The following is a 19,875-nucleotide window of genomic DNA, read 5'->3' on the forward strand; positions in this document are numbered from 1 at the left end:
TGGCGACTAAACCCATGATGTCAGTATCTATTTACATATAGCATTGATTTTATACATTTAATTTTTAGTTGAATTATTGAGCTTCACAACAAAATCCCTTACCCTCAAGACACTTAAAGATGATTAAAACAAGTTCTCCACAAAGTTATCCACAGAAAATGTGCAGAAGCCGTAGGAACTAACCTCTATCCATTCGCTGCTTTTTTTGGTAACTTTCAGTGATGAATTATTGCAGCCATTGCGGCGCCAAAGTGGAGCTGAGAATTCCACCCGGAGAGCATCTGCCGCGCCACATGTGCGGCATCTGCGGCGCCATCCATTACGAAAATCCGAAAATGGTCGTCGGTGCGATCCCCGAATGGGAGGACAAGATTCTATTGTGTCGTCGTGCCATTGAACCACGCTACGGGCTGTGGACCTTGCCTGCGGGGTTCATGGAAAACAACGAAACAACGGCCCAGGCGGCGATGCGCGAAACCGCGGAGGAAGCGCATGCCCGCGTGGAAATCGTCGCGCTCTATACGCTCTATAATCTGCCGCACATCAGCCAGGTGCATCTATTCTTCCGCAGCCGCCTGCTCGACCTCAACTTCATGCCGGGCAGCGAAAGCCTGGAAGTTGCACTATTCAGCGAAGCAACAATCCCTTGGGAGAAACTGGCCTTTTCCAGCGTCCGCAGCACCCTGCGGCATTTCTTCGAAGACAAGCGCAAGGGTGAGTTCGCCCTGCACTTCGGCGACATCACCCTGCCTCTTGACGAGAAAAAAGGCGCACAAGGCGCCCCTTAACTCCGAGCCAGCAGCAGGGGTGGCTAACTTCCCGCCATCGCCAGCAACAGGCCATTAAGACGCTGCACGAAGGCTGCAGGATCGTCCAGCTGGCCACCTTCGGCCAGCAAAGCCTGGTCGAACAGGATGTGGCTCCAGTCGCCGAAGCGCTCGCTCCCCGCCTCGCCCTTGAGTTTCTGCACGATCGGATGGTGCGGATTGATCTCCAGGATCGGCTTAGTCTGGGGCGCTTCCTGCCCCATCGATTTCAGCATCCTGGCCAGATTCCCACCCAAGTCGTGGGCATCGGCTACCAGACATGCTGGGGAGTTGGTCAGGCGGTGGGTGATACGCACTTCCTTGACCTTGTCGCCGAGCACTTCCTTGACCTGGTCGATCAGCTCCTTGAACTCGCCGGCTTCCTTTTCCTGCTCCTGCTTCTCGGCCTCGTCCTCCAGCTTGCCCAGGTCGAGCTCGCCCTTCGCCACCGACTGCAGCAGCTTGCCATCGAACTCGGTGAGGTGCGACACCATCCACTCGTCCACTCGATCCGCAAGCAGCAGCACTTCGATGCCCTTTTTCCGGAAAATTTCCAGATGTGGGCTGTTCTTCGCGGCGGCAAAGCTGTCGGCGGTAACGTAGTAAATTTTGTCCTGGCCCTCCTTCATGCGGCCGATATAGTCTGCAAAGGAAACACTCTGCTCGGCAGTATCGGCATGGGTTGAGGCAAAGCGCAGCAGCTTGGCAATGCGCTCCTTGTTGGCGTGATCCTCGCCGACACCCTCCTTGATCGCCTTGCCAAACTCGCCCCAGAACTTGGCGAATTTTTCCTTGTCGTTCTCAGCCAAGTCGTCGAGCAGGCCGAGCACTTTCTTCACCGAACCGGCACGGATCGAGTCGATATCCTTGCTGTGCTGGAGAATCTCGCGCGAGACGTTGAGCGGCAGATCGTTGGAATCGATCACCCCGCGCACGAAACGCAGGTAGCGCGGCATCAGCTGCTCGGCGTCGTCCATGATGAACACCCGACGCACGTACAGCTTGATTCCATGACGTACTTCACGGTCCCACAGGTCGAACGGGGCGCGTGCCGGGATGTAGAGCAGCTGGGTGTACTCCTGCTTGCCCTCCACCTTGCTGTGGGTGTAGGCCAGCGGCGCTTCAAAATCATGCGCCACATGCTTGTAGAACTCCTCGTATTCCTCGGCGGTCACTTCGTTTTTCGGCCTCGCCCATAAAGCACTGGCGCGGTTCACCGTTTCATCCTCTTCGGTGAGCCGGCTTTCCTGCTTGTCGGCATCCCACTCTTCCTTCTGCATCAGGATGGGCAGCGTGATGTGGTCGGAATACTTCTTGATGATGCTCTTGATGCGCCAGCTGTCGAGCAGATCGTCCTCGCCCTCTCGCAGATGCAGGATAACATCGGTGCCACGACCGGCCTTCTCCACTGTTTCCAGGGTGTAGTCGCCCTCGCCAGCGGATTCCCAGCGCACGCCGTGCTCGGCGGTCAGCCCGGCGCGGCGGGTGATCAGCGTGACCTTGTCGGCCACGATAAAAGCGGAATAGAAGCCCACGCCGAACTGGCCAATGAGGTTGGCATCCTTGGCCTGGTCGCCGCTCAACGCCTCAAAAAACTGGCGCGTGCCGGACTTGGCGATGGTGCCGATATGCTCGATCACCTCCTGGCGCGACATGCCAATGCCGTTGTCGGAAATGGTGATGGTGCGCGCCGCCTTGTCCTGGCTGACGCGTATCCTCAAACTGGAATCGCCTTCGAACATCGCATCGTCGGCGAGTGCTTCAAAACGCAGCTTGTCAGCGGCATCCGAGGCATTGGAAATCAGCTCGCGCAGGCAAATTTCCTTGTTGCTGTAGAGGGAATGGATCATCAGCTTCAGCAGCTGACGGACTTCAGTCTGGAAACCCAGTGTTTCCTTGTGTGCTTCTACGGTCATGTTGTTTTTTCTCCAGTTGCGAAAACCCTATACTGAATAGGGGCTGACGCAGGAAATTCAAGAGGGCAATCTACCTAAAAACGGCGATTGACCGCTCATGTTTCGATACGGCCTTCGGCCGACTCAACACGAACGGCCATTATGCGGCATCACCATCTGGGTGAAATCCGTTCGTCCTGAGTGGCGCGGTTTCTCGCGCGTATCGAAGGATGTGGGTTGATCGGTTCGTGTAAACGATCCGATTTAGGTTTTAATGAGGTTAAGCAATGCGTCGATAGTCAGCTCATGCGAGCGACCCGCTTGCAGGCGTTCAGGGCTGAAATGGTTGGCGTAGTTCTGACTTTGCGTTGCGTCGTTATTAACGAAGGGGGCGAACTGCTTTTTCAGCGCTTGGGCATTGCCGTTGGGGTTTTCCTCCAACACGCGCAGCATCAGAGCCTCAAAGCAGGGTTCCGATGTGAGCACCTGAATTTTCTTTTTCTTTGCCAGCTTTCCAACGGCAGGCGACCAATCGACATCAGTGTCTAGCAGGGCGGCAACCTTATCATAATCAGCGATGGCCATTTGCCGTGCAGTCCACTCGACCACATGCTTTGCACCCTTGCCCTGTGCATTTTTGATCTTTACCGATAACCCGCAACCACGCGGCACATATAACTGCTTAACATGGTTGAGAAACGCCACTTCATCGGCACCTTCCCCCACGATTAGCAGCGTACGCTTTGCTTGCCGGATAGCCATGGGTGCCAATTAGATTTGCGGCACAGCGCCATAGGCACCTGCCATGTATTTTGCGTAGAGATTATCGTCGTTGCGGATACCTGCAACAGCATCCAAACGAATTGCCGAACTCTCGCAGTTAGAATCCTTCTGCACCAACATCACCTGAGACTTGTGAATCACGTTCAACACTTCAACAGCATGGCAAGTAAACAAGAGTTGTGCCTGGTGCGGGTTGCTGGAAGGGTTGGCGAACAAGTCGAGGATGGGTTCCAGCATGTGCGGGTGCAGGTCATTCTCGAACTCGTCTATGATTGCGAGGCCACCAATCTCCAAGGCGTTTAGCAGACGCGACAACAGCACGAATGCACCCTGCGTGCCGCTCGATTCCATGACAAAAGGCAAGCTGAATTCAGTCTCCCGGTCTTTGTGCTTGCCGAAGGGCACCCATACTTTCTCATCGGGCTTCTGAGGGTTATTGGTAGGCATTTCATGCAATTCAACGCCGGACAGTCCTAAATCCCATGCCGCCAGCAGTTGATCCATCCGCTCACGCTGATTGGGATAAACCGAGAAATGCTGAGCGGCTGATGATACGTCCTGCGCTCCTATCGGTATCCTGCCCAGCACATTGACGTTGGTGACGACATAAGGCATCACCATGCGTGTCGCCAGCGGCACGCCGAACTGCGCCGCCCATGAAATCAGCGAAACATTCGGACGCACCTTGCGTGCCTCCTGTGCCGCCAAACCAAAATCTTGCTGCTTCACTGCATAGGTGTTGGTTGCCGCGTTCCAATCACGAACGAAGACATAGCTGAAACGCTCACGTTTCTGGTAAAGCGCCTCATGGAGCACCCGCTCCGGCGTGCATCGCAGCACATACCGCCACAGCTTGCCGTCAAAATCCAACATGCACTCGAAGTCGGTTGGCTCGTGGTGGGCTGCGGCGTGTGGGGTCAGTGGAATAAGTGCATCTGGCTGATTCTGAAATGAATGCGCAACAAACCAGCTCAGAAAAGCCATGGGTTTAAGCAAAGCCGTCTTGCCGCTGCCATTAGGGCCAACAACGGCCATCAGCTTGGACACGCGCTCGCCCGTGGCCGCCTCGTCCATCCAATTCGTCAAAGGTACCTTGCGGCTCAACGTCAGATCAACCTCGGTCCGCTCCCGAAAAGACTGGAAGTTGGAAAACGCATAACTATGGAGCATAGATGTCTCCTTTAACTCATATAATAAACAAAATAATGTTCATTATATGAGTTAATTAAAAATAATCCAGTAAATATGTTGGGGCTGGCAGTCATTCTGTCGAATCCTGTTCAGTTTCCAATGCCAGCTCTCCTTGCCCAACATCGCGCACATTTGATGCCGATGGTTTATTGCTGGCACACGCATCGATCAAGACGACATCACGGCGACCGGTCAGGCCAAGTTCTGTCAGAATAGTCTGCACCCTGCGGAATTCAGTGTCGGCGAAATAGAGAATGGCCTTGATTGATTTAGCCGTATCATTCGCTGCTTCATATACACCCACTTGGTGTTTCAGGTTTTGTTTCAGTTTCGAGTTCGATGCCAGTTTGAACTCAATCAGCGTCTTGTCGCGACTACCATTGGAAACCTTGAAATCAACCGGGCCACGCCCGTTATTGACCTCGCGATTGACATCGTAAGTGGTGGCGCACCAAGTTAGCAGATACATAATTTGCAAGTCTGCCTCGCGCTGAATCGGCTTGCCTTTGTGGTAGAAAATCCGGTAGCCATCCTGATCCTCAATCACGGATTTCAGGAAATGTAGGCGACGCAGAGATTCTTCATAGCCGTCGCTTGCCTCATCATAGAACGGGGTGCCAAGCAGCTTTTCATCAACCAGTGCTCGAATCTGAGTAATGAACTGCTCCTCTGTATCGCGAACCTTCAAGCCACTAACCTTGTGCGCTTCATCGCCCGTCTTTTCTTTGTGGCGGATGTAGTAGTCAAGCACCTGTGGAAATTGTTCGATGGTTGAGGCGGCGGCTTCACGAATTTCCTCCTCCTTGGCATCCTCGGACAGGCGGCGCAGAAAATAGTCATTCACCTGTGCTCGCAACTGCTCATCAGGCACCGCTTGATAGATGTCCTGGAAATGATCGATAAGGTCGCCTCGATTGATCCACGCTTCATCCTTGGTCAGGATGTCTCTGGGCGAGAGAAGAACAAAGTCATTGCCGATAGTCGGCAATTCATACTTGGCACCCTTCCAGCGGCGAGCGGCATAGTCAAAGCGTACCTTCTCTATCGCAAATTCACGCCGCAACGATGCGTCGATATGCTTCCTTGCAAATTCCTGCGTGTATTCGAGTAAATAGGGTTTGATCAGATTCGTGGTGAAGTCGCTCAAATGGTCACGACCTACGCCATCCGCCATCAAACACAGTTTTTCTAGGTGACTGCCCTGAGTAATGGTCTCGTCACCGAAATTCTTGAACACCCGATGTAGATTGCGATGCAGCGTCTCGGCAAACTTGTTGCCCAGCCCGCTTCCTTTATTACCAGTGCGGCTAAACCCCAGCCAGTTCTGGCCGACTTCCGGGAAACGGAACCAGTTGCCGAGCAACCCCTTGTTGATCGAGGCGTCAGTCGAAATATCGCGCAGAAACTTAACATAGCGAATGATCTCTTCGTGAAGATCGTGGTATTCCGGCTTGTTGCTATCAAAAAGCAGGAAGGGATCGACAAACAAGGGCAGATCATTGATCAGAGAAACATTGAATGCGCCGTAGTCTTTCAGCACTTCCGGCGATACCTCGAAGAAATCAGTGAAGTATATTTTCGCGGTCTTCGAGGTCATGTTTTCTCCGATCAAATTGCGACGCTGAAAGCCTGTGCCAGCAGCATGTCGGTGGCGGTCTTGACCTTCTGCATGGTGTGTTGGGATCTGCGCTTTTCCACCTGGCTATTTCTTCGTGATATCTACCAGTTTATAGACTTGAACGAGTTTTTTCTGGACATGGCGCACCATCCATCGCAGGTTAGTCCAGTCCTGAAGAAACTCATCATGACTTGGGAATTCCGCCTGCCGCTGAAATGGCGGTAAAGTCTTATCGCTTTCGTTCTCCCACCAGTGGCGATATTGTCCATGCCATTTTTCGAGAAAAGGCCGCAATACATCCTGCATCATTCGGAAGATCAACGCTCCTAGATGATTCTGTTGATCGGCACTGAGCCGCCCAACGGGAAATTTCCGCATGATCGCCCGTGCTTCCTGAAAAAACCGATATAGTGAGTCCAGGCTCTCGACATAGATTTCGCCAGTGAAGTCCTTGCATTTCGGATCACTCAGGCGACCAGTGATAGCCCGCCGTGTCGAAAGCTCTGTATACAGTTCCCACGCACACTGACGGTCGAGGTCTGACAAGTCAGCCTTCAATTTGATCAGTTTCAAATCCAACTCGAACGAACCTCTTTCCAGAATCATGGCATCACCCGTTACGTTGCTTAATATCAAATGGATTGTCGATCAGCGCTTTCGACAAGTTCGTGGCAGCGTTAACCATCTGGGTTAGTCGCTGCGCGGTCAGATTGTCCCAATGCTCAAATGATGCATAGCGGGAGCAAACATTGCGATGAAATCGTTCAGGCACAACAATCTTGCCGTCGTTAGTTTTTTGGTGATTGGGCAACACGATGCCAACCAAGCCATGTTGCTTATCCAGCGTTGCCTTGATCTCCCAATCCACATACTTCCGTTGGTGCGTCTGTGCACCAATCAGCACGACCGTGCAGGATGTGCCCGTAATGTGCTTATCTCGGATGCGTTGCATCACATATTGAGCATTACCACTATCAATGCCACGATCAAGGGAGTTGTCGAACACCGCCTCATATTGATCATGGAAGAAGCGCGAAAACCCATCGTAATAGGCTTGGTCATTGCCATGGTGATAACTGACGAATATTTTCCGACGCACCGGCTGCATCATTGATGACAGCAGGCCGTTCATGTTTGAGTTACCAAAGTAGTCAGCCATCGCCTACTTACCAAACAAGGCAAGACCGGCGACCAACAGGCCCAGAATGAACAGCCCCTTTTGCTTTTCCGACTTGATAGTCTCGGCAATTCGTCCTATGGCAGCCGCAGCTTCCTGCTGGCTCACACCGCCAAGATTGACTGCCTGATATTGGCGCATCCAGCCTGGCAACGATTCGGGCGGTTGATCCCATACAATGGGCACCAGTTTCTTGTTAGCACCAATAGCCACTCCCATCTCCTGCATGACCCACTTTGACTCGCTCGCGGCACGGCTGGCAAGGCACAACACCCAAGTTGATGCGCGCAGATTCTCCATAATTGCAGGCATCCACTGTTCACCCGGCTGTATCGACATCGAGGCAAGATACACGCTCAACCCTTCTTGTGACATATGGCGGTGCAGGAACTCCGCTAACGGGAGGTCTGCCTTTGCGTGGGAAATAAAAACATCCGGCATTAGAAAAGTTTCCTTAACTCATCAATCTGTTTAAGGCCGATGGCGGCGATTTCTGGGTCTCTGTATTTCCCGAACCAAGTATTGATTGCATCGAGAAATCCAACGCTGTTTTTCATTTGATTGAGCGAAAGGCCCTTGTGATGTATCAGACAAACCAGCACCGGATGAGAGAAATGCAAAGCACCATCGTTCAGTATTCCCGTCAGCAGTTTCTCGCTCATGAATGGCCCGATCGTGAAACGCTTTTCGGTTACGACCAGTTCAAAGCCTTTGAAAGTCGCGTGTGTGCCATAGGTCGATAGGAACTTATATCTTTCACCTCGTCCTTTTTCCTCGAAACCGTCTCGCTTGTCGAGAACGCCCCGAATTTTGTAGGGCTTGAACTCATCGACCTCGCCATTGCGCCACGCCGCAATACTTTGGGGGCTATAATCAAAATAATCGAGTAAGAAGCCAACCTCAACAACATCGCGCAGGAAGGAAACGGATCCCTGGTAATAGCCACTAAGTAGCAATTTCAAAAAACATGATCCGGAGTTGAAAAGGCGGATGCCGAGACCGTAGATAACCTGCTCGTCGTCTGACAGTTTTTTGGGTGCATTGACGTGTGCGGCGTGGAGCATATCAAGGCAGGAATGCATCATCTCCACATGGTCTTTCAGCGATTCACTTGTATTGATGCAGAGCGACGATTCCGTTCGGATGCGCTCCTCTTCCCCATGAAGACCTTGGAGGTTTTCTGGAAGATATGGCGTGATAATCAGGCTGTCCGTCATCAGGAAAATACCTGTGCCAGCAAGGCATCAAAGGTGGCTTTGGCCTTGTCGGTGGCGGTGGATTGTTGGAATTGAATCGCCTGCATGGCCTCTGCATGTTCGGAAAAAATCTCTTGTAATCTCACCGGTGGCAAGGGGAACTGATACTTGAATAGTGCCACTCTGTTCAGTTTTGGCATTGATGCGCGCACAGATTCGGCTGTCGCATATTCGGTAAAAGCCTTGCTCAACAGTAGTGATAGCAGAAAGGTCGGTCGCAGTGTTATGCCACAACGCAGTGGATACATATCTGCACTGCAATAGCCTCCGGTCTGCACCAAGGTCGCCTTCGCCAAATAGGGACGAATCTTTGAATAGAGAGCATCGCCCGCATCAAACCAATACTTGCCGCTCTTTGGGAGAACATCACGCACGGTCGGCATGGAGATTAGTTTTCCGCTCATGCTCTCAATTGAATCGGCCCCAATGCACAACATGTCGGCCTCTGCGGCAAGGTCAGGCGTTCGCACTACGGATGGAATCCCGACATGCTTCCCCAAGGATTCGACCGGCCACCCCCTCGGATTCGTCGCCGGGTCGCCGAACATATCGAGAAAAATCCCCGGCACCAGTTCTGCTGCCTTCCGTTCCGCCTCGCGCCGCAGCCGCACGATGCCCTCGGCGCGGGAGAGAATATCGACGATGCGGCGTTGTTCGGAGAGTGTAGGAACCTGAACCTGCCAGTTTTCTACTTCCGATTTCCGAATAGACGGCGGGTTTGAGTCAGAGGCGAAATCGCTGATATTTTTTGCTAAAAAAAGAAAATAGAGAAAGTCTGGTTCAAGTAACTCGGGTTTGGGGATAACCGCCATTACGTTGTTATCAGCGCAAGATGGTTGCGTCAGTTGTCGCTTTTTGTTGGTGCCGATTGCAGCGCCAATTTTTGGGAATATGAGAGATCCAGCCGGAAATGCTTTTGCCCTCAATTTGCCGCGCACTTCGTCCGAGACGCTATTATTCCAGCGTTGGATTTCGCGCTCGTTTCCTGCAAGGTTCATGTCGCTAACTTTGAGGAATGGAAATACTGCGTCTTGGGTTCCTTGATACTGCAAAGGAAAACCCGCACCAGAATCCACCTTCGCGACATCTGCTAGCCGACACTCCATCATGCAGCCCGCTCCGCCAACACCACACGCAACGCCTCCACCTCTTCCACAATTTCCGCCTCAATCGCTGCCAACTCATCCAGCAACTCGCGCGGGTCGCGGTGCTCAACGGCGGCCTGGGACATAGGCCGATAGCGCCCAGCGGAAAGATTGAAGTCGTTGGCACGGATTTCGCCAGCGTCGGCGAACCACCAGTTGTGGGGCCAAGGCTGCCCCTCGATACGCCCGCACGGCGGGCTACTCGGGGCGAACGGAGCTTTCCAGGTTTGCCACTTAGCCCAATTTTGTTCGCGGCCTTTGTAAGTTTCTGTCAGCCCCGGTAGGTCGTCTGCCTCGATGGGTGTGTCGTGGTTGGCATCCATTTTGTAGCCGTCGTTGTCGGCATGGAGGAACTGCACTTTTTCAGTGCTGCCGCCTTTGCGGAAAAACAGCACCGAAGTCTTCACGCCGGAGTAGGGCTGGAATACGCCACCGGGTAGGGACAGCACCGCCTCGACCCGGTTATTCTCGATCAATTGCCGCCGCAGTTCCTTGTGCGCGGTGGTGGAACCGAATAGCACGCCCTCGGGCACGATCACGCCGCAGCGTCCGCCGGGCCGCAGGCTGTCCATCATGTATTTCAGGAACAGTAACTCGGTGGCGGTGCTGGTGCCAACCTTCACTTCCTCGACGACTCGATCCTTATCCACCCGACCGGCGAATGGCGGATTGGCGAGCACGACATGGAAGCCCTCGGCGGGCAAACCCAGTTCAGCCTTGCGTTCATTGTCCAGGGTGGTGGTCAACACATTGCGCAGCAGGATGCGGACATTCACCAGTCCGCGCAGGGTCAGGTTCATGGTGGCGAGCCGCACCATTTTTGGGTCAACATCGTTGCCGAAGAAGGTGGCGGTTTGTAGTGCGGAGACCTGTGCCGCCGAGAGTTTGTCGCCCAGGCCGCGCTTCTGCATCTTGCCGTCGAGTTCTGCCTCATGAATCGCGCCAGGCGAGGAGTTCGCCAGCCGGATGTGATTGTAGGCCGCCACTAAAAAACCCGCCGTGCCCGCTGCCGGGTCGTAGATGGTTTCCCCTACCTTGGGGTCGATGATCTCGACGATGGTGCGGATGATGTGGCGTGGCGTGCGGAACTGGCCCAATTCACCTGCCTGCTTGATCTGCCGCAGCACATGCTCGAACAGATCGCCCTTGGTGTCGGCATCCGACTGGTCGAGCCGCAAGCCATCGACCAGACTAATAACCTGAGTCAGCACGGTCGGCTCGTCGATGGAAAGACGCGCGCCGCTCATAAAATTGTGGGCACCCCGTTCGCCCAGTTCGGCGACGAAGGCGAACACCTCGTCGCGCACGAATCGCACCAGCGACTCGCCCGATAAACCCTTGGCCCACACTGACCAGCGGAAACGGTCGCGCGGAATGGTGTCGCCGCTGCCTTGGGCATTGAGCGGATTGCGCAGTTTCCAGTCGCCCTCGAACAGGCTCTCGTAGGGCAGTTTCAGCACCTTGGCTTTGAGTTTGTTCTCGGTGTCGATGCCCTCGATCAGATAGAAGAAGAACAGGAACGAGAGCTGCTCGGCGTTGCTTACTGGATCAGGATAGCCGCCGCCGAAGAGGTAGTCGCGTATCTGGTCGATAGACCGCCGCATGTCGGGGGTCAGGGGCATAAATACTTTTCCTTTTTTGATTTGTTCATCATGTCCCTCGATACGCCCGCTTTGCGGGCTACTCGGGACGAACGGAGGTGAAGAGGTTGGCCATTCGTGGTGAATAGCGCGCACCGCGCATAATTACAACCGTTCATGGTGAGTAGCGCGCACCGCGCATAGTTACAACCGTTCGTGGTGAGTAGCGCGCATCGCGCGTGTATCGAACCATCATCCCAACTTCTTCTTCGTGAAATCTTTTTTCGCCAACTGGGATACCCTCCCCCAATCGCTCTGCATCATGGCTTCCTTCTTTTTCCGGCTCCAACCCTTGATCTGCAATTCCGCAGCCAAGGCTTCTTCGCGGGTGGCACATTCCTGTGACCACGCAAGCTCGACCGGCAAACGTTCCGCCGTGTATCCGCCACATGCGCCGGTTTGATGTTCACCCAAGCGTTTTTCAAGGTTATCGGTGTGCCCTGTGTAGTAAGAACCGTCAGCGCAGCGAAGGATGTAAATCCAGAATATCATTGCATCAACCCGCATCGGCCATCACGGCTTGAAATATCTGGCGACTCCGACTTTTCATGGCCGAAAACGGCGGCGTTGAGGCTGTCGATCAGGGCTTCGAGGCGTTCCTCGCCGCCGAAGACACGCACCGCCTGCGGGTAGCCGCCCAACTGCGAAAAAGGATGGAAAGCGAAGTGGCCGGTGCTGAATTCGTCCATGCTTCCGGCGTTAGCACGCAACTGGCTGCCTATCATGCGCAACCAACTTTCCTCGCCGGGGTTGATGTCCTCCCGTGCTAGCAGCCATGCCTCGAAGCGGGTGCCCAGTTCGGCGGCTTTCTGTTCCGATGCTTCGGGGAAAACCATGTTGCCGTTTTCGTCGATGCTGATCCACTCCCGTGTTGTCGGGTCGATGTGGTCGTCAATGTCCAGTGCCAGCAGGCGGCGCGGCTCGTATTTCTTCTTGGATGGTGTCTTGGCAACGATCACTCCACCCTCGGCCATCGGGTCGTCGTCGCCGTGGTAGTCGCACACGCCAGTGAAGTCGAACATGGTGAAGACGGGTTTACCTGTTGCCTTGCGCGTGCCACGCCCGCGCATCTGCTGGTAGAGGATGGTTGAGCGGGTGAAGCGGGCGAAAATCAGGCTGACTACCTCGGGGCAGTCGAAGCCGGTGTCGAGCATGTTCACTGAAACCAGAATCTTGGGGAACGGCTCTTTCTTGAAGCGGCGTATTTTGCTCATGCCGTCGAGGGTATCGTCGCTGCCCATACCGGAGACTACATAATCCGCATAGCGGATCTCAGGCGAGGGTTTCAGATCGGCAAACTGGGCATCGAAGAGTTGGGCCAGTGTCTCGGCGTGCCGCTTGTTGACGGCGAAGACGATGGTTTTGCCGAACAGGGGTTTGCGTTGCACGCCCTTGCTGTCGATGAAGCCGTTGTCCAGCACTTGGCGGAATTCGCGCACGATGGCACGGTTACGTTCTGGAATGGTGAAACGGCGTTCCAGTGCGGAAGGATCAACCACCAGGGAGTCTATGCCCTGAAACAGTTTCTCGAACTCGATGCGGGTGTCGGTGTCCATTGATGGCCAGTCCAACTCATCGCGCTTGACCTCGAAACCACCCTCGGCAGCAGTCTTGACGGTCTGGGCCTTGTAAATCTGATACGGGGCGAGATAGCCCTCGCGGATCGCGTCTTTGAGTTTATAGGAGAAGGTGGGCTTCTCGACCTCGAAGAAGCGCAGGGTGTCGCGCACGAACAGCGTGTCTTCCTCGTCGCTGTTCGGGTCATCCAGATCGGCAACGCAAGGCGTGGCGGTGAGGCCGACCTGTGTGCCGTCAAAGTGCAGCAGCACTTTTTTCCATTGGCCGTAGATGCTGCGGTGGCACTCGTCACTGATGACCAGATCGAAGTAGCCCGGCGAGTAGTCAGCGTAGATGTTCACCATGGATTGCAGCGTGGTGATGGTGATTTGCTTTTCGTCCTGGAATCGCCGCCCGGCCCGCAGCACATAGGCCGGATAATCCGGCAGGTGCTCGGCGAAGGCGTCCTCGGTCTGTTTGGCGAGCGGGATGCGATCTACCAGAAACAACACGCGGGTGATGGCGTTGGCCTCGAACAGCCGTTTGATGAAGGCGGCAGCAGTGCGCGTCTTGCCGGTGCCGGTCGCCATTTCGACCAGGAGTTTACGCCGCCCCTGTTCGATCTCATGGCAAAGGGTGTCGATACACTCGATCTGGTAATCGCGCTCGACGATACGGGTATCTATGTTGACGGTGAGCGGATCACGACGCAGCAGACGGGTAGCGAAACGGCGTTCGAGGTCGTCCTGTTTGAAGAAAGTCTTGACCGGGTGGGGAAAGGCTTCGCGTTCCCACTCCCAAAACCGCACTTCATCACCATTGGTGAGGAATATATAGGGCACGCCCAGTTGGCGGGCGTAACCCTTGGCCTGTTCGGCGGCATCGCCCGGGCTGATAGAGAAGCGCTTTGCCTCGATGACGGCCATGGAGCGGCCATGACGGTCGCACAGCACATAGTCGGCGCGAGTACCATCCTCTACAAACACTTCATAGCGGACGCTGTTCTGGTCTTGGGTATTCCAGCCCTGGCTGGCAAGTTGGGCGTCGATGAGGACGCGTGAGAAGGCTTCGTTGGTTTTTGTCATGATGGGCGCTGCCCGGTTTATCCGCATCGGCAACCCACATTCTATGACACCCACCTATTTTCGACAATTTTCTCTGCCCAGAACAGGCCGATGATGGTCTTCACGTCGCTGATGCGCCCGTCACGCACCCATTCCATCGCGGTGTCCAGCGGCAACTGAACGTTCTCCAGGAACTCGTCCTCGTCGCGGCAGTGGCCGTGCTCACTCAATCCTTGCGCCAGATAGATCAGTATCCGCTCGTCCGAATAGCCGATGCAGGGGTGGATGGTTGTCAGGAATCGCCACGTCTCTGCAGCATAGCCGGTTTCCTCCATAAGCTCGCGCTGGCCGCAGACAAGTACGTCCTCACCGGAATCGATTTTGCCGGCAGGTAGCTCATGGAACTCGCGGCCCACCGGATAGCGGAACTGCCGTACCATCAGCACATCACCATTATCCAGCACTGGAACCACCACCACCGCGCCAGGATGGACGATGTACTCGCGCGTGGTGGTATTGCCGTTGGGTAACATCACCTGGTCCTCCCGCACATGCAGTAGGCGGCCGTCGTAGACGTTGCTGGTGGACAACTGTTTTTCGGTTAAATCAGGGGCATCCATGAAATCTCTATGCAGGCTAGATGAAGTGCGAGGTAAACGGGGAACTGACCAGAATAGCGGCCCAACGGCCACCATCCAGGCTAACTAATGAAGATGAGTACAGTCACAGCAGCGAGTGCTGGATGCTATAGGCGCACAACGCCATCAAGGGCTGCGGCAGGATACCCAGCGCCAGCACGGCCATTCCGTTCATGCTCATGAGCACACCGGCGTCGGGTTGTGAAGAAATTGGCGACTGATCTTCAGGCGCATCGAAATACATCAGCTTGACGATACGCAGGTAGTAAAAAGCGCCGATCACCGACATCAGGACGGCGAATACGACTACCCAGACGAAGCCGGCCTGCAACGCCGCCTGCAGCACGGACAGCTTGGCGTAGAAGCCCACCGTCGGCGGCACGCCGGCCATGGAGAACATCAGCAGCAACATCATGAAGGCATACCACGGACTGCGCTGGTTCAAGCCCTTGAAATCGTCGATGTTTTCCGCCTCGAAGCCCTTGCGCGATAGCAGCAGAATCATGCCGAAAGTACCCAGGCTCATCAGCACGTATGACAGGACATAAAACATTGAACCGCTGTAGCCGTTCAGGCTGCCGGAAAGGATTCCGAGCAGCAGGAAGCCCATATGGGAGATGGTAGAATAGGCCAGCATTCGCTTGATGTTGGTCTGGGCGATGGCAGTTATATTGCCGATCGCCATCGACAGCACGGCCATGATAATCAGCATGCCCTGCCAGTCATGTGCTATCCCCTGCAGGCCTTCGACCAATAGACGCATGACGAAGGCAAAGGCAGCAATCTTTGGCGCCGAGCCGATGAACAGTGTCACTGCGGTAGGCGCGCCCTGGTAGACATCAGGCACCCACATATGGAACGGCACTGCGCCAAGTTTGAATGCCAGACCGGCGACGATGAACACCAGGCCGAACACCAGCATTGTCCTGCTGCCGGCGCTTTGCTGGACCGCGGCAGCAACCTTGCTCAGTTCCAGGCTGCCGGTCGCACCGTAGATCATCGACATGCCGTAGAGCAGCAAACCTGAAGCCAGCGCACCCAGCACGAAATACTTCATCGCCGCCTCGGTGGCCTGCGCCGAATCGCGCTGTAGCGCTACCAGCGAATACAGGCTCAGGGACAACAGTTCCAGGCCGAGATACAGGGTCAGGAAGTGGCTGGCCGAAATCATCACCATCATGCCGAGCATGGCGAACAGCACCAGCACAAAAAACTCACCGCTGAACAGGTTGCGCAACTGGATATAACTGCGTGAATAGACCAGCATCGCCGCCACGGCAAGGTAGGTCATCATCTTCAGCACGTCGGCCATGACGTCGTCGACGAACATGCCATTGAAAGTATGAACCACATCCTGACCACTAGTGCTCACAGTAATCCAGGCTGCACCGAGCAGCGTGAACTGGGTCAGGGCATAGCTGATGAAACGGTTTTTGCCTGACAGGAACAGGTCCACCACCAGGATCAGCGATACCATGATCAGCACGAAGATTTCCGGCAGTGCAGGCGTCAGGTTGGGCATGGCGAATATCATCTTGGGTCTCTCAGTTAACTTGCTTCGCGCTCTTAAAGCTTGCTTTGCGCCACATGCGACAGCAAGTTGTTCACCGAATGGTGCATCACCTCGGTAAACGGCAACGGGTACAGCCCCATACCGAGCACCGCAACGGCTAGCAATCCCAGCACCAGGAACTCGCGCGACGAGACATCCTTGAGATGCTCGACATGGTCGTTGGCGACAGCGCCAAACACCACCCGCTTCACCATCCACAGCGTGTAGGCGGCGCCGAAAATCAGCGTCACTGCGGCTAGAAAGGCGTACCAGAAATTGGCCTTGACCGCGCCCATGATCACCATGAATTCGCCGACGAAACCGCTAGTCCCCGGCAAGCCGGAATTAGCCATGGCAAATAGCACGAAAAAGGCGGCGAAGATTGGCATTTTGTTCGCCACGCCGCCGTAGTCGGCAATCATGCGGCTGTGCATGCGGTCGTAAAGCACGCCCACGCAAAGGAACATCGCGGCAGAGATGAAGCCGTGGGAAATCATCTGCACTAGCGCGCCCTCGATACCATAGGCATTGAAGATGAAGAAACCGAGGGTGACGAAGCCCATGTGCGAAATTGAGGAATAGGCAATCAGCTTCTTCATGTCCGTTTGCGCCAGCGCCACAAGACCGATGTAGACCACGGCGACCAGCGACAGGGTGATCATGAAGCCGGACAGGGCATGGCTCGCATCCGGCACGATCGGCAGGGAGAGGCGCAGGAAGCCGTAGGCACCCATCTTCAGCATGATCGCCGCCAGGACCACCGAGCCGCCGGTCGGCGCTTCAACGTGAGCATCAGGCAACCAGGTGTGCACCGGCCACATCGGCACCTTGACCGCGAACGCCATGAAGAAAGCGAAGAAGATCAGGATCTGCTCGGTCAGGGTCAGCGGCAGACGATGAAAATCCAGGATCTCGAAAGTGCCGCCCTTGGTGTACAGGTAAATAAACGCCACCAGCATCAGCAGCGAGCCGAGCAGGGTGTAAAGGAAGAACTTGACCGCCGCGTAAACCCGGTTCGGACCGCCCCAGATTCCGATGATCAGGAACATCGGAATCAGCATCGCCTCCCAGAACACGTAGAACAGCACTGCATCTAGCGCGGCGAATACGCCATTCATCAGGCCGGACATGAAGAGGAAGGCCGCCATATACTGCGCCACACGTTTTTCGATCACCTTCCAGCCGGCGATCACGACCAGCACGGTGGTGAAGGTAGTGAGCAGGATGAACAGTACCGAGATGCCATCCACGCCGAGATGGTAGGTGACCTTGAAGGTCTCGATCCAGGGGCTGATTTCGACGAACTGCATGCCTGCCTGCAGGTTGTCGAACTGGGTATACAGCGGCAGGCTCAGCGCGAAGCCGGCAAGTGCGCCGATCAGCGCCAGAACACGGGCGAGCCCGGCGTTGCGGTCGCTGCCGGTGGCGAGCACGGCGACGCCGGCCGCGATCGGCACCCAGATAACCAGACTCAACAATGACAGGCCTGCAATCATGCTTATTCTTATCCCTTCACAAACAGCGTCATCAACACGAACACGCCGATGATCATGGCGAAAGTGTAGTGGTAAATGTAGCCCGACTGGAGACGGCGGGTCAGTGTGGAAAACCAGCCGATCAAACGCGCCGTGCCGTTGACGAAGAAGCCGTCGATCACAGCGACATCGCCGCCTTTCCACAGGCTGCGCCCGATTAGTCTCGCACCGCCGGCGAAGAACCAGTCATTGAACTCGTCGAAGCCGTATTTGTGTTCCAGCACTGTGTAAATCAGGCTGAAACGCTGTTTTATCGCCTCGGGGATATCCGGCCGCTTCATGTAGAAGAACCATGCCGTTCCCGCACCGCTGAGCGCCAGCCAGAACGGCAAGGAGGTCAGCGCATGCACCGCCATACCAAATGCACCATGAAATTCATGCATCAGCTCTTCCATTGCCGGATGGTTTCCGGAGACAAAAATCGAGCCCTGGAAATAGTCGCCGAACAACATCGGCTGGATGGTGATATAGCCTATCACCACTGAAGGGATCGCCAGCATGATCAGCGGCAAGGTCACCACCCAGGGCGACTCGTGCGGCTTGCCGCCGTGTCCATGTTCGCCATGGCCATGGCTGGCATGTGTTTGGAAACGCTCCTTGCCGTGGAACACCAGGAAATACATGCGGAAGGAGTAGAAGGCGGTGACGAACACCCCCGCCACTACGGCGAAATAGGCAAACCCGGAACCCGGCAGGTGCGAGAGCCCGACCGCTTCAATGATGCTGTCCTTGGAGTAGAAACCGGAGAAAAAAGGCGTACCGATCAGTGCCAGCGAGCCGATCAGGGAGGTGATCCAGGTGATCGGCATGTACTTGCGCAGGCCGCCCATGTTGCGGATATCCTGGTCATGGTGCATGCCCATGATCACCGATCCGGCGGCAAGGAACAGCAGCGCCTTGAAGAAGGCATGGGTCATCAGATGGAAGATCGCCACCGAGTAGGCGGAAGCGCCCAGCGCCACCGTCATGTAGCCGAGTTGGGACAGGGTGGAATACGCCACCACGCGCTTGATGTCGTTCTGGATCACACCGAGGAATCCCATGAACAGGGCGGTAATCGCACCGATCACCATGACCACTGACAGCGCCGTTTCGGACAGCTCGAACAACGGCGACATCCGCGCCACCATGAAGATACCCGCAGTCACCATGGTGGCGGCGTGGATCAGTGCAGAAATCGGGGTCGGGCCCTCCATCGAATCAGGCAGCCAGACGTGCAGTGGAAACTGGGCCGACTTGCCCATCGCACCGATGAACAGCAGGATGCAGATCACCGTCATCAGCATCCACTCCTGACCCGGAATCAGCGTTATCATTTGACCCGCCATTTCCGGGGCACGCGCAAACACCGCCGCGTAGTCCAGCGTGCCGAAGTTCGCCAGCACCATGCCGATACCAAGCAGGAAGCCGAAATCGCCCACGCGGTTGACCAGAAAAGCTTTCAGGTTGGCGTAAATCGCTGTCGGACGTGTGTACCAGAAGCCGATCAGCAGGTAGGACACCAGTCCCACCGCCTCCCAGCCGAAGAACAGCTGGACGAAATTGTTCGACATCACCAGCATCAGCATCGAGAAGGTGAACAGGGAAATGTAGCTGAAGAAGCGCTGGTAGCCAGGATCCTCTCGCATGTAGCCGATGGTGTAGATGTGCACCATCAACGAAACGAAGGTAACCACCAACATCATCACGGCAGTGAGGCGGTCAATCAGAAAGCCGATCTCAAAGCGGGTATCGCCCGTAGTGAGCCAAGTGTAGACGCTACCGTTGAAGGTGTGGCCGGCAAGCACGTCCTGGAAGATCACGACCGAAGTGACAAAGGAGATCGCCACACTGAGGATGGTCACCCAGTGCGAAGCGGCACGCCCGATCAACCAGCCGAACAGACCGGCGATCACCGCCCCGGCCAGTGGTGCCAGAGGTACCAGCAGATAGAGTTTTTGCATTTCAGTCATAGTATCTCGTGATGAGTGATGAGTGATGAGGTATGGGCGCCCGGTTTACCGGATTTTCTCCCATCA

The 19,875-nt window shown here is 55.3% G+C and carries 17 protein-coding genes; 1 reads left to right on the plus strand and 16 read right to left on the minus strand.

Going from position 1 to position 19,875, the window contains the following annotated elements; all coding sequences use genetic code 11:
* The first annotated feature begins 221 nt into the window (after positions 1–221).
* Positions 222–788 (plus strand): NUDIX hydrolase, encoded by a 567-nt coding sequence (locus SCT_RS07685; protein ID WP_059421211.1) that lies wholly within the window; start codon positions 222–224, stop codon positions 786–788.
* 23 nt (positions 789–811) lie between these two features.
* On the opposite strand, the gene htpG is transcribed toward SCT_RS07685, so the two are convergent.
* The 16 genes from htpG to nuoL all read right to left on the minus strand — a co-directional run bounded on the left by htpG (position 812) and on the right by nuoL (position 19,809).
* Complete coding sequence (gene htpG, locus SCT_RS07690) at positions 812–2,722, minus strand: molecular chaperone HtpG (protein ID WP_059421213.1); 1,911 nt, start codon at positions 2,720–2,722, stop codon at positions 812–814.
* A gap of 243 nt (positions 2,723–2,965) precedes the next feature.
* A complete protein-coding gene (locus SCT_RS07695; protein WP_159107887.1) occupies positions 2,966–3,427 on the minus strand; it encodes an RloB domain-containing protein in 462 nt (153 codons plus the stop codon).
* A 45-nt stretch (positions 3,428–3,472) separates the two neighbouring features.
* Positions 3,473–4,558 (minus strand): ATP/GTP-binding protein, encoded by a 1,086-nt coding sequence (locus SCT_RS07700; protein WP_202812132.1) that lies wholly within the window; start codon positions 4,556–4,558, stop codon positions 3,473–3,475.
* 187 nt (positions 4,559–4,745) lie between these two features.
* A complete protein-coding gene (locus SCT_RS07705; RefSeq protein ID WP_059421219.1) occupies positions 4,746–6,272 on the minus strand; it encodes a hypothetical protein in 1,527 nt (508 codons plus the stop codon).
* A gap of 105 nt (positions 6,273–6,377) precedes the next feature.
* A complete protein-coding gene (locus SCT_RS07710) occupies positions 6,378–6,899 on the minus strand; it encodes a hypothetical protein (protein WP_059421221.1) in 522 nt (173 codons plus the stop codon).
* Between the two features lie 4 nt (positions 6,900–6,903).
* Positions 6,904–7,425 carry a TIR domain-containing protein gene (locus SCT_RS07715; RefSeq protein WP_237759629.1) on the minus strand — a complete coding sequence of 174 codons (522 nt, stop codon included), beginning with the start codon at positions 7,423–7,425 and terminating at the stop codon, positions 6,904–6,906.
* Between the two features lie 30 nt (positions 7,426–7,455).
* Positions 7,456–7,911: a toll/interleukin-1 receptor domain-containing protein gene (locus SCT_RS07720; protein WP_059421225.1), complete on the minus strand. Its 456-nt coding sequence runs from the start codon at positions 7,909–7,911 to the stop codon at positions 7,456–7,458.
* Positions 7,911–8,687 (minus strand): hypothetical protein, encoded by a 777-nt coding sequence (locus tag SCT_RS07725; protein ID WP_059421227.1) that lies wholly within the window; start codon positions 8,685–8,687, stop codon positions 7,911–7,913. The genes SCT_RS07720 and SCT_RS07725 overlap by 1 nt, the downstream gene beginning before the upstream one ends.
* Positions 8,687–9,835, minus strand: a complete 1,149-nt coding sequence (locus SCT_RS07730; RefSeq protein WP_059421228.1) for a restriction endonuclease subunit S — start codon at positions 9,833–9,835, stop codon at positions 8,687–8,689. Before SCT_RS07730 ends, SCT_RS07725 begins: the two co-directional genes overlap by 1 nt.
* On the minus strand, positions 9,832–11,493 hold the full coding sequence (locus SCT_RS07735) for an N-6 DNA methylase (RefSeq protein WP_059421230.1): 1,662 nt from the start codon (positions 11,491–11,493) through the stop codon (positions 9,832–9,834). The genes SCT_RS07730 and SCT_RS07735 overlap by 4 nt, the downstream gene beginning before the upstream one ends.
* Positions 11,494–11,703: 210 nt before the next feature.
* Positions 11,704–12,003 (minus strand): GIY-YIG nuclease family protein, encoded by a 300-nt coding sequence (locus tag SCT_RS07740; RefSeq protein WP_059421419.1) that lies wholly within the window; start codon positions 12,001–12,003, stop codon positions 11,704–11,706.
* The gene (locus tag SCT_RS07745) at positions 12,000–14,153 is read right to left on the minus strand and encodes a DEAD/DEAH box helicase family protein (RefSeq protein ID WP_059421232.1); all 2,154 of its coding nucleotides are present in this window, start codon (positions 14,151–14,153) and stop codon (positions 12,000–12,002) included. Before SCT_RS07745 ends, SCT_RS07740 begins: the two co-directional genes overlap by 4 nt.
* Before the next feature lie 41 nt (positions 14,154–14,194).
* Positions 14,195–14,752 carry an NUDIX domain-containing protein gene (locus SCT_RS07750; RefSeq protein WP_059421235.1) on the minus strand — a complete coding sequence of 186 codons (558 nt, stop codon included), beginning with the start codon at positions 14,750–14,752 and terminating at the stop codon, positions 14,195–14,197.
* Positions 14,753–14,855: 103 nt separating this feature from the next.
* Positions 14,856–16,304 carry an NADH-quinone oxidoreductase subunit NuoN gene (nuoN, locus tag SCT_RS07755; protein WP_059421237.1) on the minus strand — a complete coding sequence of 483 codons (1,449 nt, stop codon included), beginning with the start codon at positions 16,302–16,304 and terminating at the stop codon, positions 14,856–14,858.
* Positions 16,305–16,336: 32 nt separating this feature from the next.
* Complete coding sequence (locus tag SCT_RS07760) at positions 16,337–17,818, minus strand: NADH-quinone oxidoreductase subunit M (protein WP_059421239.1); 1,482 nt, start codon at positions 17,816–17,818, stop codon at positions 16,337–16,339.
* Between the two features lie 8 nt (positions 17,819–17,826).
* Positions 17,827–19,809: an NADH-quinone oxidoreductase subunit L gene (nuoL, locus tag SCT_RS07765; protein ID WP_059421242.1), complete on the minus strand. Its 1,983-nt coding sequence runs from the start codon at positions 19,807–19,809 to the stop codon at positions 17,827–17,829.
* Positions 19,810–19,875: the final 66 nt, after the last annotated feature.

Source organism: Sulfuricella sp. T08 (genome assembly GCF_000971475.1).
Classification (GTDB): Bacteria; Pseudomonadota; Gammaproteobacteria; order Burkholderiales; family Sulfuricellaceae; genus Sulfuricella.

What these genes read in the sequence shown, in the direction of transcription:
- SCT_RS07720 (WP_059421225.1), bottom strand. Translation starts at nt 7,911, where the DNA reads ATGCCGGATGTTTTTATTTCCCACGCAAAGGCAGACCTCCCGTTAGCG.
- SCT_RS07710 (WP_059421221.1), bottom strand. Translation starts at nt 6,899, where the DNA reads ATGATTCTGGAAAGAGGTTCGTTCGAGTTGGATTTGAAACTGATCAAA.
- SCT_RS07725 (WP_059421227.1), bottom strand. Translation starts at nt 8,687, where the DNA reads ATGACGGACAGCCTGATTATCACGCCATATCTTCCAGAAAACCTCCAA.
- SCT_RS07685 (WP_059421211.1), top strand. Translation starts at nt 222, where the DNA reads ATGAATTATTGCAGCCATTGCGGCGCCAAAGTGGAGCTGAGAATTCCA.
- SCT_RS07715 (WP_237759629.1), bottom strand. Translation starts at nt 7,425, where the DNA reads ATGAACGGCCTGCTGTCATCAATGATGCAGCCGGTGCGTCGGAAAATA.
- SCT_RS07745 (WP_059421232.1), bottom strand. Translation starts at nt 14,153, where the DNA reads ATGACAAAAACCAACGAAGCCTTCTCACGCGTCCTCATCGACGCCCAA.
- nuoN (WP_059421237.1), bottom strand. Translation starts at nt 16,304, where the DNA reads ATGATATTCGCCATGCCCAACCTGACGCCTGCACTGCCGGAAATCTTC.
- SCT_RS07740 (WP_059421419.1), bottom strand. Translation starts at nt 12,003, where the DNA reads ATGATATTCTGGATTTACATCCTTCGCTGCGCTGACGGTTCTTACTAC.
- SCT_RS07700 (WP_202812132.1), bottom strand. Translation starts at nt 4,558, where the DNA reads ATGGACGAGGCGGCCACGGGCGAGCGCGTGTCCAAGCTGATGGCCGTT.
- nuoL (WP_059421242.1), bottom strand. Translation starts at nt 19,809, where the DNA reads ATGACTGAAATGCAAAAACTCTATCTGCTGGTACCTCTGGCACCACTG.
- SCT_RS07760 (WP_059421239.1), bottom strand. Translation starts at nt 17,818, where the DNA reads ATGATTGCAGGCCTGTCATTGTTGAGTCTGGTTATCTGGGTGCCGATC.
- SCT_RS07750 (WP_059421235.1), bottom strand. Translation starts at nt 14,752, where the DNA reads ATGGATGCCCCTGATTTAACCGAAAAACAGTTGTCCACCAGCAACGTC.
- SCT_RS07735 (WP_059421230.1), bottom strand. Translation starts at nt 11,493, where the DNA reads ATGCCCCTGACCCCCGACATGCGGCGGTCTATCGACCAGATACGCGAC.
- SCT_RS07705 (WP_059421219.1), bottom strand. Translation starts at nt 6,272, where the DNA reads ATGACCTCGAAGACCGCGAAAATATACTTCACTGATTTCTTCGAGGTA.
- SCT_RS07730 (WP_059421228.1), bottom strand. Translation starts at nt 9,835, where the DNA reads ATGATGGAGTGTCGGCTAGCAGATGTCGCGAAGGTGGATTCTGGTGCG.
- htpG (WP_059421213.1), bottom strand. Translation starts at nt 2,722, where the DNA reads ATGACCGTAGAAGCACACAAGGAAACACTGGGTTTCCAGACTGAAGTC.